Source organism: Streptomyces sp. NBC_00335 (assembly GCF_036127095.1).
Lineage (GTDB): Bacteria > Actinomycetota > Actinomycetes > Streptomycetales > Streptomycetaceae > Streptomyces.
Window position 1 is genome coordinate 6,339,791 of record NZ_CP108006.1, and the last position, 17,921, is coordinate 6,357,711.

The window sequence follows — 17,921 nt, forward strand, 5'->3', positions numbered from 1 at the left end:
CCGGGGACCGTTCGCGACCTGACACACCCTCCGGGTCCGGTTGACAGGCACCTCGGAACCGTACGACTATCCGTGAACAGTAATTGTACGTACACAGTCGTACTGTTGAGTCCTGGAAAGGTCGCCACTCCCCATGTCTGCCACCCGTTCCGCCTCCCCGTCAGGCACGGGGACTCCCCGCCTCGGCTGGATTCTTGCTCTCCTGGCCTTCGCCCAGCTGATCATTTCCCTGGACTTCAACATCGTCTACGTGGCCCTGCCGGAGATCGGCGAGGAGCTGGGCTTCACCGACCAGTCGCTCCAGTGGGTGGTCAGTGCCTACGCGGTGCTCTTCGGCGGCTTCCTCCTGCTCGGCGGCCGCGCGGCGGACCTGCTCGGCAAGCGCAACATGTTCGCCCTCGCCCTCGGCCTGTACGCCGTGTCCTCGCTGGTCGGCGGCTTCGCGGGCAACCCGGAGACGATGATCGCGGTCCGCGCGGTGCAGGGTCTGGGTGGCGCTCTGCTCTTCCCGGCCACGCTGTCGCTGATCAACACCCTGTTCGCGGAGGGCAAGGAGCGCAACAAGGCGCTCGCGATCTGGGGCGGCGCCGGCGCCTCCGGCCTCACCCTCGGCTCGCTCCTCGGCGGCGTCCTCACCGGCGCCTTCGGCTGGGCCTCGGTCTTCTTCGTCAACGTTCCGCTGGCCGGAATCGTGCTGATCGCCGCCCTCGCCGTCATGCCGCGCGACACGAAGGCCACCGAACGCCGCAGCTTCGACCTGCCGGGCGCCATCACCGCCACGCTCGGTGTGACCCTGCTGGTCTACGTGCTGGTCCAGGGCCCCGAGAGCGGCTGGGCCTCCGCCGAGATCATCGTCAGCGCCGTCGTCGCCGTGGCCCTGCTCGCCCTCTTCGCCTTCATCGAGGCGAAGAGCAAGGACCCGCTGATGCCGCTGCGCCTCTTCGGCAACCGCAGCCTCGCGGTCGGCATGGCCGTCACCTTCATCTTCATGGGCACCTTCAGCTCCCTGCCGTACTTCCTGACCGTCCTCTTCCAGAGCGTGCACGGCTTCACCGCCCTGGAGACCGGTCTCGCCTTCCTCGTCCCCTCGCTCTCCATCGCCGCGGGCACCCAGATCGGTGAGCGGATGGCCACCCGCACCGCGACCCGGACGACCCTGGTCACCGGCCTCGTCGTCGGGGCGATCGGCACCGCCGTCCTCGCCTACTCGATCTCCGCCGACGCCGGCTACGCGAGCGTCGTCCCCGGCCTCGTCATCGCGGGCATCGGCCAGGGCATCACCTGGACCGGCATGTGGATCGCCGCCGCCTCCGGCGTGGCCCCGCACGAGCAGGGCATCGCCTCCGGCATGGCCTCCACCACCCAGCAGATCGGCGGCGCGGTCGGCCTCGCCATCCTGATCGCCATCGCCAACGCCCACATCGACGGCCTCGCCGGCGACGCGCTCAAGACCAGCATGGCGGACGGCACCCAGACCGCCGTCTACATCGCCGCCGCGGGCATCCTCCTCGGCGCGCTCATCTCGCTCGCCCTCCCCGGCAAGCCCGCGGCCGCCCCCCAGCCCCCCGTCCAGGGGACCCCGGACCAGCGGGGTGAGGAGCACACCGTCAGCTCCCCCGCCAAGGTGTGATCTCGTCACCACCGCTGGACGGAGGGGAAGCGGCGCACGACCTGCCCGCTTCCCCTCCGTCATGCCCAAGACGCCAAGACGCCCGCTGCGCCCACTTCACAGCACAGCACCACCCAGCAACCTGGAGGTCCCCCATGTCCCTGGACACCGACGTCGCCGTGGTCGGCGGTGGCCCGGTCGGCATGCTGCTCGCCGCCGAGCTCGCCCTGTACGGCGTACGCGCCACGGTCCTGGAACACCTGCCCGAGCCCACCGGGGAGTCCAAGGCCGGCACCTTGCACGCGCGCACCGCGCAGACACTGCACCGGCGCGGCCTGCTGGGCGCCGTACAGCCCGGAGCGCACAAGTCCCTGGGGCATTCCCGCGGGCCGGTGCCGTTCCACTTCGGCGGGATGTTCGAGCTCGACCTGTCGGCGGTCGTCCACGAGGGCCCCGCCATGGTCGGCAGCCCGCAGGCCTACGCCGAGCAGGTCTTCGCCCGGCGGGCCACCACGCTCGGCACCCGCGTCGAACGCGACAGCGAGGTGGTCGGCCTCGACCAGCACGAGGACCACGTCACGCTGACCGTCCGGAACGAGGCCGGGGCCGAGCGGACGCTGACGGCCGGCTGGGTCGTCGGATGCGACGGAGCGCGCAGCTCCGTACGCAAACTCAGCGGCATCGACTTCCTGGGCACCCCCGCGACGGTGGGCGCGCTGATGGGCGAGGTCGAGCTGCTCGACCCGTACGGCGCCCCGTCCGGCTGGCAGCGCAACTCCCGCGGCTGGACGCTGATCTGGCTCAACCCGTACGGCCGCAGCCGGGTCTCCACCTACGACTTCCGCGGGCCGCACGCGGACCGGAGCGCGCCCGTCACCCTCGACGAGATGCGGGACGAGGTCGAGCGCATCGCCGGGTACCCCGTGCCCATGGCCAACCCCCGCTGGCTGACCCGTTTCAGCGACGCGGCCCTCCAGGCCGAGCGCTACCGCACCGGACGGGTCCTGCTCGCCGGCGACGCCGCGCACGTCCACTTCCCGGCCGGCGGCCAGGGTCTGAACCTGGGACTCCAGGACGCGGTCAACCTGGGCTGGAAGCTCGCCGCGCAGGTGCAGGGCTGGGCCCCCGAGGCGCTGCTCGACACCTACCACGCGGAGCGCCACCCGGTCGCGGCCAAGGTGCTCTACAACGTCCGCGCCCAGGTCGCGCTGATGAACCCGGATCCGCGCACCGACGCGCTGCGCGAGCTCTTCACCGAGCTGATGCACATGCCCCAGGTCAACGAGTACCTCAGCGGGATGATCAGCGGCACCGCGGTGCGCTACGACATCGGCGACCCGGCCGACCCCATGGCCGGGCTGCTCGCCCCCGATCTCCCGCTCAAGACCGGCGACGCCCAGACGGGCCTGGCCGAGCAGCTGCACGGCGGGCGGCCACTGCTCCTCGACCTCGGCGGTCGCGGCGACCTGCTCGAAGCGGCCCGGCCCTGGGCCGACCGGGTCACCACGCTCTCCGCGGTGACCGACGTGCGCACCCCCGGCGCGCTCCTGGTCCGTCCCGACGGCTACACGGCGTGGAGCGCGGCCGGCGGCCCGGACGACGTGCGGGCCCTGACGGCGGCGCTGCGCGCCTGGTTCGGCGCACCGCTCCAGCGATGAGCCCCGGGAGCCGGCGGTGAACCGGAGAACGAGAGGGGCCCGCCCGGCACGCGATGTGCCGGGCGGGCCCGCCGTCGTGCCCCTCTTCCTGCGGGGGCCGGACGGACTACGGGAGCCGGACGGACTGCCCGTGGTTGAAGCGGTTCGCCGGGTCGTACTTGGCCTTGATCTGCTGCAGGCGCGGGTAGTTGGACCCGTAGTACAGCGTGTACCAGGGCACTCCCGACGTGTTGTGGGCCGGGTCGTTCAGGTCGATGTCGCAGTAGTTGATGTAGCAGCCGTCGGTGACGTCGTCGAGCACGGGGACGCCGCCGGTCGTCTTGTACGTCTCCTCGTACAGCTCGCGCAGCCAGGAGATGTTGACCGCGTCGTCGGCCGCGGACGGCCAGTAGCTCTGGAAGAGCAGCTTGAAGACCGAGTCCCGGTGCACGGTGGCCGTGGCGCCGGGGCTGACGCTGTTCACGTTGCCGCCGTAGGAGCTGAGCAGCACCATCGCGCCGGGGTTGTGCAGGTCGGTGCGGTTGAGGTGCTTCCAGAAGGCGGCGATCTGCGCGTCGGTCACGTTCTTCTTGTGGAAGGCCGACTTGTAGTCGCCGCGCAGCGTCGGGTCCACCAGGGTGCTGTTGGTGGTGCCGAGGTAGCGGGTGGCCTGCAGCCACCCCATGCGCTGCGGGGTGAAGTACTCCGGCATCGGGCCGTGCTCGCCCATGGCCTTGGTGACCGGACCGTGCGGGATGTCGACGCCCTCGGTGACCGCCGCGAGGAAGTCCTCCAGGAGCTGCTCCGCGCCCGGCACGGTGGCGTCCAGCTGGGTGAGCAGGCCTATCTCGCCATTGGACTTGTGGTTGAGCTTCAGGAAGCTCATCAGGCTTCCGTACTTGCCGCCGGGAGCCCCGTTGGCGACGTGCCAGGCGCCGAAGTTGCGGGTGAGGCGGGTGAAGGCCGCCTCGGTGACCTGGTCCCACTTCCAGGAGATGGCGCTGATGAACACCTCGGCCGGCGGCTTGACGAGCGACTGCTCCGGCGCCGTGCCCGTGGCCTTCGGCGACCGGAACCAGTAGCGGGTGATGACGCCGTAGTTGCCGCCGCCCGCTCCCGTGTGCGCCCACCACAGGTCGCGGTGGGGGTCGGTCGCCTCGCGGGTCGCGAGGACGGTGCGGGCGGTGCCCGCCGCGTCCACGGTGACGACCTCGACCGCGTAGAGGTGGTCGACGATCAGGCCGTGCTCGCGGGCGAGCATGCCCCAGCCGCCGCCGCTGACGTGGCCGCCGGCGCCCACGGAGTAGCACATGCCGCCGGGGACGGTCACGCCCCAGACCTTGAACAGCCGCTCGTAGACGTCCAGCAGGGTGGCGCCCGCCTCCACGGCGAAGGCCTTGTACGTGGAGTCCCAGTAGACGGAGGTCATCTCGGACATGTCGAGGACGATCTGGGTGTCCGCGTTGAAGACGAAGTCCTCGTAACAGTGGCCGCCACTGCGCACGGTGAGCTTCTTCTTGGCCCGGGCGGCCTCCTGGACGACCGCGAGGACCTGAGCGGTGGAGTCCACCACCCGCACGCTCTCGGGGCGGCCGGTCCAGCGCTGGTTCATGCCGCGCACGAGGTCCCGGTAGCGCGGGTCGGTCGGGGAGACCTTCGCCGCGGGGAACTCCGCGGCCGGTCCGGCCGCGGGGCCCGTCGCGGAGTCGGCGGCCCGTGCGGTGAGGGCGCCGCCCGCGGTGATCGCCGCGCTCGCGCCGACGACCGCCGCCGCGTTGCCCAGAAGCCGCCTGCGGCTCCACTGGCCGTTCGATACGTCTGTCATCGCTGTTGGCAAACCTTTCGTGGAATGTGCGTGGTGACGCGGTGTCCCGAGGCGTCAGGAGGCCTTTTCGATCCGCTCGGACAGGCGGGGCAGGAGGCTCAGCGCGTTGGTCCGGCCGATGGCCGCGCGCTCCTCGCCGGACCACCCCGGGAAGGCGCGGAAGCCCTCGGTGTTCTCCGTGGTGTGAGCGGCGGGCATGAAGGGGAAGTCGCTGCCGAACAGGATGTTCCCGGTGCCGGCGAGCTTGGTGAGCGCCGGAAGGGCGTACTCGGTGGCGGACATGGCGATGTCGTAGTGCAGGCGCCCGAGCGAACCGATGAGGTCCTCGGGCGCGCGGTCCTTGAGGTACGCGCCGATCGTCGGCCCGTACGTCATCCGCTGGGCCAGGAACGGCAGGGTGCCGCCCGCGTGGGACAGGATCAGCCGCAGACCGGGCAGCCGGTCGAGGGTCCGGTTGAACAGCAGGCTGGCGACCGTGCGGGTGGTCTCGAAGGTGAACTCGTAGAGCGACGGCGGCAGATCGAAGGTGGCGAGGTCCTTCGACGGCGGGGTCATCGGGTGCACGTGGACCGGCAGGCCGCGCTCGGTCAGCTCGGCGAGGAGCGGCTCGAACTCGGGGTCGCCGAGGTAGCGGCCCTCGTAGCTGGTGAGCAGTCCGACGCCGTCGAGCCCCAGCTCGTCGATGGCGTAGGCCAGTTCCTCCCGCGCCGCGGCCACGTCGGGCAGCGGCAGGACCGCGAAGGCACCGAAGCGGCCGGGGTGCAGACGGATCAGCTCGGCGAAGTACTCGTTGACCCGGCGGGCGAGCTTGCGGCTCTCGTCGCCTTCGAGGAAGGTCACGCCCGGAGCGGTGATGGACAGCACGGCCGCGTCGATGCCGTGCCGGTCCATGACCTCCAGGCTCTCCTCGGGCGTCCAGGTCGGGTAGTCCACGCCGGGGATGGCCGTCTTCCCGCCGAGCGCCTCGGCGTAGACGGGGGGAATCGCGTGGTGGTGAACGTCAATCAGTCCGTGCGGTCCGGGCATGGGGGCTCCATCGTTAATGGTTCGTGAATAGCTTGTCGCCTTCTCGGAAGGCGTTCACATGAAATTTACGAGAGATATTCATCGCCATACTGTCCGGCGACCCTGAGTGCCCGCTCCACGTCCAGCTCGTATTGGCCGGCCGGTGGCATCGGTGCATTGTCGTCGGCCGAGACTCCCGCGCCGAGAAAGAATCCGTCCTTGCCGCCGGGCATGAACATAATGAGAAGTTTCGATGGCTCGTCGCTGACGTTCTTGAACGAATGGACGCTGCCGCGGGGCACGTGGATGAAAGAGCCTGAGTTCAGCTTCAGCTGCTCGGTTCCGTCGAACATGTCCACCTTTCCCTCAAGGACGTAGAACGCCTCCTCCTCGTGGTGGTGGATATGTGGCGGCGGGCCGCCACCCGGTGGGACCAGCGCTTCCATCATGAAGAAGTGCTTTCCGGTGTTGTGCTCGCCCGATTTGATCGTGTACTTGTCGCCGAATGCCCAGCGGCTCGGACCCTCGCCCGGGGGTACGTGAACGATCTTGCGCGACCACTGTTCTTCGAAACTCAAGGCGCCGCTCCGTCCTCTGCTTTTTCGGGCCACCCGTCCTGTCCCGGAATGGCCCAGCAGAGTGTCCGCCGGGCGCCGGGCCGGGACAACAGCGGGCGGAACAGTAAGTCATGTCCAAACGGATATTCGACGCCATCTGACATAGTCCCGCGATCGCCTTTGATCCTCCTCGCCCGCTTCGTACAGAGTCGGCGGCGGCCGCTTTCCCGAACTCGATCGGAGGCGGCCTCACTTCACCCCAGGAGGTACCAGGTGAACGGTGTCCACGAATTCCTCCGATCCTTGCCAGCCGCTCAGCAGCCACAATGGGCGGGACACGCGGAGCTCGGGCGGGTACGGGAGGAACTGGCTTCTCTGCCCCCGCTCGTCGACTCCGAAGACGTCGACGGACTGCGCGCCCTGCTCGCCGAGGCCGCTGAGGGCCGCATCCAGATCATCCAGTCCGGCGACTGCGCCGAGGACTGGGCCGAATCCTCCGCGGACAGCGTGGCCCGCAAGGCCGGCCTGCTGGAGGTGCTGGCGGGCACGATGAAGATGATCTCGCACAAGCCCGTGATCCGGGTGGGCCGGATAGCCGGCCAGTACGGCAAGCCGCGCTCCAAGCCGACCGAGATCGTCGGAGGCGTCGAACTCCCCGTCTACCGGGGCCACATGGTCAACGCCCCCGAGCCCGACCCGGAGCTGCGCAAGCCCGACCCCACCCGCATGCTCACGGGGTACGAAGCCGCGCGGGGCGTCATCGAAGGCCTCGGCTGGCACCGGGACGAGCGGAGCCCGCGCCCCGACACCACCGTGTGGACCAGCCACGAGGCGCTGCTGCTCGACTACGAACTGCCCATGATGCGGACGCGGGCCGACGGCCGGTTACTGCTCGCCTCGACCCACTGGCCGTGGATCGGCGAGCGCACCCGCCAGGTCGACGGCGCGCACGTCGCACTGCTGGCCGCGGTGTCGAACCCGGTGGCCTGCAAGGTCGGCCCCGGCATGACCACCGACGAGCTGCTGGCCCTGTGCCTCGCGCTCGACCCGGACAAGACGCCCGGCCGCCTGACCCTGATCGCACGCATGGGCGCCGACACGGTCGGCGAGAAGCTCCCCCCGCTGGTCGCGGCGGTCCGGGAGGCCGGCCACCCGGTCATCTGGCTGACCGACCCGATGCACGGGAACACCGTCAGCGGCCCCGAGGGCCTCAAGACGCGCCTCGTGAAGACCGTGGTGCGCGAGGTCCTGGAGTTCCACCGCGCCGTCACCGGGGCGGGCGGTGTCGCCGGCGGAATCCACCTGGAGACCACGCCCGACGCGGTCACCGAGTGCGTGGCCGACCAGGACCGGCTGCACGAGGTCGGCAACAAGTACACGAGCTTCTGCGACCCGCGCCTCAACCCGCGGCAGGCCGTCGCGGTGGCCGCCGCCTGGCTCGGCTGAAGGGGACGGGGACAGTGATGTACGGAGTGGAAACGACGGACAGCGGGATCGCATTGGTCACCGGTGCGGCCGGCGGCATCGGCGAGGAGGTCGTACGCATCCTGGCGGAGCGCGGCCTGACCGTCGCGGCCGTGGACCGGGACGCCGACGCGCTCGGCGACACCGTGGCCAAACTGCGGGCCGAAGGGCTCAACGTCGAGGCGTTCCCCTGTGACGTGACCGTCTCGGCCCGGGTGGACAGCCTGGTCGACACCGTGGAGCAGGTCCTGGGGCCCGTGCGGTACCTGGTCAACTCCGCCGGCGTACTGCGCCTGGGCCAGGCCGTGTCCCTGTCCGACGAGGACTGGGCGGCCACCTTCGCGGTCAACACCACCGGCGTCTTCCACGTCTCGCGCGCCGTCGTCGGCCGCATGGTGGAACGCCGCTCGGGAGCGGTGGTCACCGTCGCCTCGAACGCCGCCGGCACGCCCCGGACCGGGATGGCCGCCTACGCGGCGTCCAAGGCGGCGACGGCCATGTTCACCAAGTGCCTGGGCCTGGAGGTGGCCAGGTACGGAATCCGGTGCAACGTCGTGGCCCCCGGATCCACCGCCACCCCGATGCTGACCTCCCTCTGGGCGGACGGCGGCGCGGACGGCAGCGGCGAGCGCGGCTCGATCGACGGCATCGCGGACGAGTTCCGGGTGGGCATCCCCCTCGGCAAGCTGGCCCGCCCCCTCGATGTGGCCCAGGCGGTGGCGTTCCTGCTCTCCGACCACGCCTCCCACATCACCCTGCACGACCTCACCGTCGACGGCGGCGCCGCCCTCGGCGTCTGACCCGCCGCCGCCCCCGCACCGACCCGGCACCGCCCCCGCATCGACCCGGCACCGAGCCCCTGCCGAAGGCCACACCCCGAGCCCACACCCGAGCGAGAGGAAGGACGACCATGGCGGGAATTCCGCCCATCGATCCGTACCCCATGCCCTCCGAGGGAGACCTCCCCGTCAACACCGCCGACTGGACGGTCGACCCCGACCGGGCGGTGCTGCTGATCCACGACATGCAGCGCTACTTCCTGCGCCCGTTCCCCGAGGGCGAGTCCCCGGTCGGCGACCTCGTGCGCAACGCGACGCTGCTGCGCGAACAGTGCGCCGCCCTCGGCATCCCGGTCGCGTACACCGCGCAACCCGGCGGCATGTCGGAACAGGAGCGCGGTCTCCTCAAGGACTTCTGGGGCCCCGGGATGAAGGTCTCGCCCGAGGACCGCCGGGTGGTCGACCCCATCGAACCGGGCCCCTCCGACTGGGTGTTCACCAAGTGGCGCTACAGCGCCTTCTTCAAGTCGGAGCTGCTGGAGCGCATGCGCTTCCAGGGCCGCGACCAGCTCGTCGTCTGCGGTGTGTACGCCCACGTGGGCGTGATGGCGACGGTCGTGGAGGCCTTCACCAACGACATCCGGTCCTTCCTCGTCGCGGACGCCGTCGCCGACTTCTCCGAGGCGCAGCACCGGTTCGCCCTGGACTACGTCGCCCAGCGCGCGGGGGTCGTCAAGACCACCAAGTCCGTGCTCGCCGAGCTCACCGCGCCGGGCGGTGCCCGGTGACCCCGGACCTGCTGAACCGGGTGCTCACCGGCCGCGCACCGGCGTACGCCCTGCTGTACCGCCCCGAGACCACCGGTCAGGAGCTCCTGGAGGTGCTGCTCGGCGAGGTGTCGAGCGTGGAGACCCTCGCCGAGATCCCCGTGCCGCAGGGCCCCGCCGCGGGCCCGCGGCACGAGACCCTGGCCATCGTCCCCTACCGGCAGATCACCGAGCGGGGGTTCGCCGGCACCGACGACGGCGAACCGCTGATCACCATGACGGTCGGCGAGCAGGCGGTCCTCCCGCTGGCCGATGCGCTGCGCAGGCTCCCCGACGAGCCGGTCACCCTGACCGGCGGCCACTTCGACGTGGACGACGACGCGTACGCCGGAATGGTCCGCGAGGTCATCGAGCGCGAGATCGGCAACGGCGAGGGCGCGAACTTCGTCATCAAGCGCTCGTTCGTCGCGGAGATCACCCACTACTCCCCGGCCGGCGCGCTCTCCTTCTTCCGGCGGCTGCTGGAGCGGGAGTCGGGCGCCTACTGGACCTTCCTCGTCCACACCGGGGACCGCACCTTCGTCGGCGCCAGCCCCGAGCGGCACGTCAGCCTGCACGACGGCACCGCCGTGATGAACCCGATCAGCGGCACCTACCGCTACCCGGCCGCGGGCCCCGACCTGCCGGGCGTGATGGCCTTCCTCGCCGACCGCAAGGAGGCGGACGAGCTGTACATGGTCGTGGACGAGGAACTCAAGATGATGGCCCGGATCTGTGAGGGAGGCGGCCGCGTCGTCGGCCCGTACCTCAAGGAGATGGCCCGCCTCGCCCACACCGAGTACTTCATCGAGGGGCAGACCTCCCGCGACGTACGGGAGATCCTGCGCGAGACGATGTTCGCCCCCACCGTCACGGGCAGCCCACTGGAGAGCGCCTGCAAGGTGATCAACCGGTACGAGCCGGAGGGCCGCGGCTACTACAGCGGCGTCATGGCCCTCATCGGCCGGGACGCCGACGGCGGCCGCACGATGGACTCCGCGATCCTCATCCGCACCGCCGACATCGCGGCCGACGGCCGGGTGCGCATCGGCGTCGGCGCGACCCTCGTACGGCACTCCGACCCGCTGAGCGAGGTCGCCGAGACCCGGGTGAAGGCGGCCGGACTGCTGTCCGCGCTCGAAGCGGGCGGCGCGAGCCGTTTCGCCCGGCACGCCGACGTCCGGGGCGCCCTGGAGGAGCGCAACGAGGGCATCGCCGGATTCTGGCTGCGCAAGACCGCCGAGCGGTCCCGGCCGGTGCCGGAGCTGGCCGGCCGCAGTGTGCTCATCATCGACGCCGAGGACACCTTCACCTCGATGATCGGCCACCAGCTGGCCTCCATGGGGCTGAAGGTGACGGTCAGCCGTTTCGACGAGCCGTACGACACCGGCGCCCACGACCTCGTCGTCATGGGCCCGGGTCCCGGCGACCCCGGCGAGACCGCACACCCCAAGATCGCGCACCTGCGGGCGACGGTCTCCCGGCTGCTGGGCGAGCGGCGGCCGTTCCTCGCCGTCTGCCTCAGCCACCAGGTCCTCTCCACCCTGCTCGGCCTCGACCTCGTCCGCAGGACCGTGCCCAACCAGGGTGTCCAGCGGCAGATCGACCTGTTCGGCGCGCCGGAGCGGGTCGGCTTCTACAACACGTTCGCGGCGCGGCTGGCCGAGGACAAGTTCGAACACCCGCGGGCCGGGATCGTCGAGGTCAGCCGCGACGTCGAGACCGGTGAGGTGCACGCCCTGCGCGGACGGGGCTTCGCCTCGATGCAGTTCCACGCCGAGTCGGTCCTCACCGAGGACGGCGTACGGATCACCCGCGACCTGCTGATCGGAGTGGTGCGCTCGTGCGAGCGGTAATCGTCTGGTGGGACCTGAAGGAATCCGAGCAGACCATCGACTCGCTGCGCGGGTTCCTGCGCGACGAGGCGGTCGACCGGTTCAGTCAACTGGCCGGTCTGCGGCTGAAGTTCTGGATATCCGACCGGGAGACCGACCGCTGGGGAGCGGTACTCCTGTGGGAGTCCGCCGAGTCGGCCGCGCTCGCCGCGGCCCTGCCCAACCGGGCTGCGGAACTCATCGGCTACCCGCCCACCGAGCGCTCCTTCTTCGACGTGGAAGCCACCGTCGAGGGCGTCTTCTCGCTCGACCGGCTCGCCGGCCGCGGCCTGGCCCTGGAGGGCTGAGCGATGCCCGGACCGGGGGAGGGGCCGGGCCCGGCCCGGGCGAGCTCATCGGCCGCCCCGCCCGAAACCACGCCCACGCCCCCTCCCGCCTCCAGACAAGCCACAAGGAGCCCTGACCGTCCGGTGAACACCCAGGCGAGCACCAGCAACCCCGCCTTCGAGTGGTCCGCACTCGACCGGCAATCCGTCGATGTCGCACGCGCCCTCGCGGTCGACGCAGTCGAGAAGGCCGGGCACGGCCACCCGGGCACGGCCATGAGCCTGGCCCCGGCGGCGCACCTCCTCTTCCAGCGGCTGCTGCGCCACGACCCGGCGGCCCCCCGCTGGACCGGTCGCGACCGCTTCGTCCTGTCCTGCGGACACTCCAGCCTCACCCTCTACACCCAGCTCTACCTCTGCGGCTACGGCCTGGAGCTCGACGACCTCAAGGCGCTGCGCACCGAGGGCAGCCTCACCCCCGCCCACCCCGAGTACGGGCACACCCCCGGCGTGGAAACCACCACGGGCCCCCTCGGCCAGGGCCTCGGCAACGCCGTCGGCATGGCCATGGCCGCCCGCCGCGAGCGCGGCCTCTTCGACCCGGACGCCGCCCCCGGCACGTCCCCCTTCGACCACACCGTCTGGGTGTTCGCCTCCGACGGGGACCTCGAAGAAGGCATCAGCCACGAAGTCGGCTCGCTCGCCGGACACCAGAAGCTGGGCAACCTCGTCGTGCTCTGGGACGACAACCGGATCTCGATCGAGGACGACACCTCCATCGCAGTGTCGGAGGACGTCCTCGCCCGCTACGCCGCCTACGGCTGGCACGTCCAGCAGGTCGACTGGACCCGGACCGGCTCCTACGAGGAGGACGTGCCGGCCCTGCACGCGGCGCTGGCCGCCGCCCGCGAGGAGACCGGCCGTCCCTCGATCGTCGCGCTGCGCACGATCATCGGCTGGCCCGCCCCCACCCAACAGAACACCGGCAAGATCCACGGATCCGCGCTGGGCGCCGGCGAGGCGGCCGCGGCCAAGGCCGCCATGGGCCTGGATCCGCAGGCCTCCTTCCAGGTCCCCGCCGAGGTGCTCGCCCACGCCCGCGAGGTCGCCGACCGTGGGCGCGCGGCCCGCGCGGAGTGGGACAAGCGCTACCAGGACTGGCGCGCGGCCCGGCCGGAGCACGCGGCCCTCTTCGACCGGGTCGACGCCAAGCGGCTGCCCGAGGGCTGGAGCGACGCGCTGCCGGAGTTCACCGCGGGCGGCGAGATGGCCACCCGCAAGGCCTCGGGCGAGGTGCTGAACGCGCTGGCCGGCGTACTGCCCGAACTGTGGGGCGGCTCCGCGGACCTCGCCGAGTCCAACAACACCACCATGAAGGGCGAACCCTCCTTCATCCCCTCGGAGTTCGCCACCCGGGCCTTCCCGGGCCACCCCTACGGCCGCACGCTCCACTTCGGCATCCGCGAGCACGGCATGGGCGCCGTCCTCAACGGCATCGCCCTGCACGGCGGAACCCGGCCCTACGGCGGCACCTTCCTCGTCTTCTCCGACTACATGCGCCCGGCCGTGCGCCTCGCGGCCATGATGAAGCTGCCCGTCACCTACGTCTGGACCCACGACTCCATCGGACTCGGCGAGGACGGCCCCACCCACCAGCCGGTCGAGCACCTCTGGTCGCTGCGCCTGATTCCCGGCCTCGACGTGGTCCGCCCGGCCGACGCCAACGAGACCGCCGCCGCCTGGCGGGCCGTCCTGGAGCGCGACGACCGGCCCGCCGGACTCTGCCTGACCCGTCAGAACGTCCCCGTCCTGCCCGACCCCGGTGCCGACGCCGTGGCCCGGGGCGGCTACGTACGAGCCGAAGCCGAGGGCGGCCGGCCCGAGGCGGTCGTCCTGGCCACCGGCAGCGAGGTCCACATCGCGCTCGCGGCACGCGAACTCCTGCAGCGCGACGGCATACCGACCCGGGTCGTCTCGCTGCCCTGCCTGGAGTGGTTCGCCGAACAGCCCCGGGAGTACCGCGACTCGGTCCTCCCGCCGCGACTGCGCGCCAGGGTCTCGGTGGAGGCCGGCTCCACCCTCGGCTGGCACGCCCTGACCGGCGAGGCGGGCGAAGCCGTCGGCATCGACAGCTTCGGCGCCTGTGCCCCGTACCGGTCCCTGTACGAGCAGCACGGCCTCACCGCGGAGCGGGTCGCGGCGGCCGTCCGTACGAGCATCGCCCGCGCCGCCGAGCAGCACCCGGCGCCCGCGTCCGAGGGGCCGTCGCCGGGGTCGCCGGGGTCGCCGGGGTCGCCCAAGTCGCCGAAGTCGTCGGAGCCGTCGCAGGAAGGAACCCGATGACCACGGGGACCCTCGCCGGTACGGGCCGCGCGGCCCGCATCCCGGGTTCGAAGAGCATCACCAACCGCGCCCTGCTCCTCGCGGCGGCGGCCGACGGCACCAGCACCCTGCGCGCCCCCCTGATCAGCGAGGACACCACTGCCTTCCGCACCGCCCTGACAGGTCTCGGAGTCCAGGTCACCGCGACCCCCCACGACGAGTTCTGGGAGGTCGGCGGTCTCGCCGGAGCCCCCGCACACGGCGGCCGCGTCTGGTGCGCCGACGCCGGGACCGCGGCCCGCTTCCTGCCGCCCTTCGCCGCGGCCGGCCACGGCTCGTACGTGTTCGACGGCTCGGAGCAACTGTGTGCCCGCCCGCTCCGCCCGCTCGCCGACGCCCTGGCACGGCTCGGCGCGCGGGTACGGACCCGGGACGGGGACACCCTGCCCTTGCGGATCGAGGCCGACGCGCTCGACGGAGGCGAACTCGCCGTCGACGGCGGGCTGAGCAGCCAGTTCCTGAGCGGACTGCTGATGGCGGCACCCCTGCTGCGCACCCCGCTGACCGTGACGGTCGGCGAGCTCGTCAGCCGCCCGTACATCGACATGACCATCGTCCTGATGCGCCGCTTCGGCGCACGGGTCACCGAAGACGCGCCGGGTGTGTTCGAGATCGGCACGGGGGGATACCGCGCCACCGACCTCGTGATCGAACCGGACGCCTCCACCGCCTCCTACGTCTTCGCGGCCGCGGCCGTCACCGGCCGCTCGGTCACCGTGCCCGGCCTCGGGCGCGACAGCCTCCAGGGAGACCTCGGCTTCGTCGACGTCCTGCGCACCGCCGGAGCCGAGGTGGAGATCGGCGATCACGCGACGACGGTCACCGGCACCGGCCGGCTCCGCGGCGGGTTCGACGTGGACATGGGCGCGATCTCGGACACCTTCATGACGCTCGCCGCGATCGCACCGCTCGCGGACGCTCCCCTCACCATCCGCGGCATCGGGCACGCCCGGCTCAAGGAGTCGGACCGGATCGCGGCGGTCGCCCTGAACCTCGCCGCGTGCGGAGTGCGCGCCGAGACCGGCCGGGACTGGATCACCGTGCATCCGGGCGAGGTCCGCCCCGCCCGGATCGCCTGCCACCGCGACCACCGGATCGCCATGGCGTTCTCCGTGCTCGGACTGCGCGCGCCGGGACTCCACCTCGACGATCCGGCCTGCGTGGGCAAGACCTTCCCCGGCTTCCACGCCGAACTGGCCCAGCTGTTCCCCAAGACACAAGGAGAACGAGGATGACGGACGTACTCGTCGCCGGCGGCGGCATCGGCGGACTGGCCACGGCACTGAGCCTGGCCGCCCGCGGCCACCGGGTGACCGTGCTGGAGCGCCGGCCCGAGTTCGCCGAGCTCGGCGCGGGGATCCAGCTGGGTCCCAACGCCTTCCACGCCCTCGACCGGCTCGGTGTGGGCGGGGCCGTGCGCGACCGGGCCGTCCTCATCGACGAGCTGCGCTTCATGGACGCCACCAGCGGGGAGAGCGTCGCGCGGATGCCGCTGACGGGCGCCTACCGGGAACGGTTCGGCAATCCGTACGCGGTCGTCCACCGGGGCGACCTCTACCAGCCGCTGCTGGACGCCTGCCAGGCCGCGGACGGAGTCACCCTGCTGGCCGGGCATTCGGTCATCCGGTACGAGCAGACGGCCGACGAGGTCACGGCGATCACCGGCACCGGGCAGCGGTTCACCGGGGACGTGCTGATCGGAGCCGACGGCATCCGATCGGCCTTACGCCGCCAGCTGATCGGGGACGGGGACCCGCGGGTGTCGGGCCACACGATCTACCGGTCGGTCATCCCCATGGAGAAGGTGCCCGAGGAACTGCGCTGGAACAGCGTGACCCTGTGGGCCGGACCCAAGTGGCACTTCGTGCACTACGCGATCGGCGGCGGCGAGTTCCTGAACCTGGCCGCCACCCGCGACAACGGCGCGCGCGAGGCGCTCGTCGGGCTGCCGGTGGACCGGGATCACGTACTGGGCGAGTTCCCGGAGCTGGGCGACGCGGTCCGGCGGCTGCTGGAGCTCGGTGAGGAGTGGAAGACCTGGGTGCTGTGCGACCGTGACCCGGTCGAGGGCTGGACGGACGGCCGGGTGGCGCTCATGGGCGACGCGGCGCATCCGATGCTCCAGTACGCGGCCCAGGGCGCGTGCATGGCGCTGGAGGACGCGGTCGTCCTCGGCGAAGTACTGGACGGCAACGGCGACGGCAACGGTGACGGCGGGGCCGCGGTCGGCCGGGACGTCGCCGGCCGGCTGGCACGGTACAACGAGCAGCGGCGCGACCGTACGGCCAAGACCCAGCTGGTGGCACGGGAGATGGGCGCGCAGCTCTACCACCCGGCCGGCGAGGCGGCGGCGGCCCGCAACCGGATGCTCGCCGGGTACAGCGCGGACGACCTGTACGACACGGTGGCGTGGCTCCACGGCTCCCGTGACTTCACGGCGGGGCCGGCGCGAGCCGCCGAACTCGTCGAGGGAGGGGTCCGTTGAGCAGGCTGCGCTGGCTGACCGCCGGGGAGTCGCACGGACCGGCGCTGGTGGCGACGCTAGAGGGGCTTCCCGCCGGTGTTCCGGTCACCACCGCTCTGGTGGCCGGGCACCTGGCCCGGCGCCGGCTCGGCCACGGGCGCGGTGCGCGGATGAAGTTCGAGCAGGACGAGATCACCTTCCTCGGCGGGGTCCGGCACGGGCTGTCGCTGGGCTCTCCCGTGGCGGTGATGGTCGGCAACAGCGAGTGGCCGAAGTGGCGGACGGTGATGTCGGCCGACCCGGTGGATCCGTCGCTGTCGAAGGAGGCCGGCCGGGGCGCCCCGCTGACGCGTCCGCGTCCGGGTCACGCGGATCTGGCGGGGATGCAGAAGTACGGGTTCGACGAGGCCCGGCCGGTTCTGGAGCGCGCCAGTGCGCGGGAGACGGCCGCGCGGGTCGCGCTGGGGGCGGTCGCCAGGTCCTTCCTGAAGGAGGCCGCCGGGATCGAGATCGTGTCGCACGTGGTGGAGCTGGCGGGGGCCAGGGCCCCGTACGGGGCGTACCCGACGACGGCCGACGTGGAGAAGCTCGACGCGGACCCGGTGCGGTGCCTGGACGCGGACGCGAGCAAGGCGATGGTCGCGGAGATCGACCGGGCCCACGGGGACGGCGATACCCTGGGAGGTGTGGTCGAGGTCCTGGCGTACGGCGTACCCGTCGGGCTCGGCTCGCACGTCCACTGGGACCGGCGCCTGGACGCGCGCCTGGCGGCGGCCCTGATGGGCATCCAGGCGATCAAGGGCGTCGAGGTCGGCGACGGCTTCGCACTCGCCCGGGTGCCCGGCTCGAAGGCGCACGACGCGATCGTCCCCACCCCCGAGGGTCTCAAGCGCACCTCCGGCCGCTCCGGCGGCACCGAGGGCGGGCTGAGCACCGGCGAGCCGCTGCGGGTGCGGGCCGCGATGAAGCCCATCGCGACGGTGCCGCGGGCGCTCGCGACGGTCGACGTGGTGACCGGAGAGGCGACGGTGGCGCACCACCAGCGCTCGGACGTGTGTGCCGTGCCGGCGGCGGGGATCGTCGCGGAAGCGATGACCGCCCTCGTGCTGGCGGACGCGGTCGTCGAGAAGTTCGGCGGGGACTCGGTCCCCGAGACCCGCCGCAACGTGCGGTCGTACCTCGGCAACATGCGGTTCATCTGACCCTCGCCGACCGCACCCCGGCCACCCCCC

General features: G+C 71.8%; 14 protein-coding genes. 11 read left to right on the plus strand and 3 right to left on the minus strand.

All coding sequences use genetic code 11. The annotated features are described in order from the left end of the window. Positions 1-133 precede the first annotated feature (133 nt). Positions 134-1,630, plus strand: a complete 1,497-nt coding sequence (locus OHA37_RS28770) for an MFS transporter (protein WP_266909464.1) — start codon at positions 134-136, stop codon at positions 1,628-1,630. 134 nt (positions 1,631-1,764) lie between these two features. Further along, positions 1,765-3,267, plus strand: coding sequence for an FAD-dependent monooxygenase (locus OHA37_RS28775; RefSeq protein ID WP_266909465.1), 1,503 nt, complete (start codon positions 1,765-1,767; stop codon positions 3,265-3,267). A gap of 106 nt (positions 3,268-3,373) precedes the next feature. On the opposite strand, the gene OHA37_RS28780 is transcribed toward OHA37_RS28775, so the two are convergent. The 3 genes from OHA37_RS28780 to OHA37_RS28790 form a co-directional block, all read right to left on the minus strand. After that, positions 3,374-5,071 carry an FAD-binding oxidoreductase gene (locus OHA37_RS28780; protein WP_266909466.1) on the minus strand — a complete coding sequence of 566 codons (1,698 nt, stop codon included), beginning with the start codon at positions 5,069-5,071 and terminating at the stop codon, positions 3,374-3,376. 54 nt (positions 5,072-5,125) lie between these two features. Further along, the gene (locus OHA37_RS28785; protein ID WP_266909467.1) at positions 5,126-6,097 is read right to left on the minus strand and encodes an amidohydrolase family protein; all 972 of its coding nucleotides are present in this window, start codon (positions 6,095-6,097) and stop codon (positions 5,126-5,128) included. A 65-nt stretch (positions 6,098-6,162) separates the two neighbouring features. Then, positions 6,163-6,654: a cupin domain-containing protein gene (locus tag OHA37_RS28790; RefSeq protein WP_266909468.1), complete on the minus strand. Its 492-nt coding sequence runs from the start codon at positions 6,652-6,654 to the stop codon at positions 6,163-6,165. Positions 6,655-6,936: 282 nt separating this feature from the next. Between OHA37_RS28790 and OHA37_RS28795 the strand changes: the two genes are divergently transcribed. From OHA37_RS28795 to aroC, 9 genes are all read left to right on the plus strand, one after another. Next, entirely contained in the window at positions 6,937-8,079 is a 1,143-nt protein-coding gene (locus tag OHA37_RS28795; protein ID WP_266909469.1) for a 3-deoxy-7-phosphoheptulonate synthase, read from the plus strand. Positions 8,080-8,096: 17 nt separating this feature from the next. Continuing rightward, the gene (locus OHA37_RS28800) at positions 8,097-8,897 is read left to right on the plus strand and encodes a 2,3-dihydro-2,3-dihydroxybenzoate dehydrogenase (RefSeq protein WP_266909470.1); all 801 of its coding nucleotides are present in this window, start codon (positions 8,097-8,099) and stop codon (positions 8,895-8,897) included. Between the two features lie 110 nt (positions 8,898-9,007). Continuing rightward, positions 9,008-9,664, plus strand: a complete 657-nt coding sequence (locus tag OHA37_RS28805) for an isochorismatase family protein (protein WP_266909471.1) — start codon at positions 9,008-9,010, stop codon at positions 9,662-9,664. After that, positions 9,661-11,538, plus strand: a complete 1,878-nt coding sequence (locus OHA37_RS28810) for an anthranilate synthase family protein (RefSeq protein ID WP_266909472.1) — start codon at positions 9,661-9,663, stop codon at positions 11,536-11,538. Before OHA37_RS28805 ends, OHA37_RS28810 begins: the two co-directional genes overlap by 4 nt. Further along, positions 11,526-11,864 (plus strand): hypothetical protein, encoded by a 339-nt coding sequence (locus OHA37_RS28815; protein ID WP_266909473.1) that lies wholly within the window; start codon positions 11,526-11,528, stop codon positions 11,862-11,864. Before OHA37_RS28810 ends, OHA37_RS28815 begins: the two co-directional genes overlap by 13 nt. A gap of 3 nt (positions 11,865-11,867) precedes the next feature. Then, complete coding sequence (gene tkt / locus OHA37_RS28820) at positions 11,868-14,186, plus strand: transketolase (RefSeq protein ID WP_443046226.1); 2,319 nt, start codon at positions 11,868-11,870, stop codon at positions 14,184-14,186. Next, positions 14,183-15,460, plus strand: a complete 1,278-nt coding sequence (gene aroA / locus OHA37_RS28825; protein WP_266909475.1) for a 3-phosphoshikimate 1-carboxyvinyltransferase — start codon at positions 14,183-14,185, stop codon at positions 15,458-15,460. The genes tkt and aroA overlap by 4 nt, the downstream gene beginning before the upstream one ends. Beyond that, complete coding sequence (locus OHA37_RS28830; protein WP_266909476.1) at positions 15,457-16,710, plus strand: 3-hydroxybenzoate 6-monooxygenase; 1,254 nt, start codon at positions 15,457-15,459, stop codon at positions 16,708-16,710. The genes aroA and OHA37_RS28830 overlap by 4 nt, the downstream gene beginning before the upstream one ends. After that, positions 16,707-17,891, plus strand: a complete 1,185-nt coding sequence (aroC, locus tag OHA37_RS28835) for a chorismate synthase (RefSeq protein WP_266909477.1) — start codon at positions 16,707-16,709, stop codon at positions 17,889-17,891. Before OHA37_RS28830 ends, aroC begins: the two co-directional genes overlap by 4 nt. Positions 17,892-17,921: the final 30 nt, after the last annotated feature.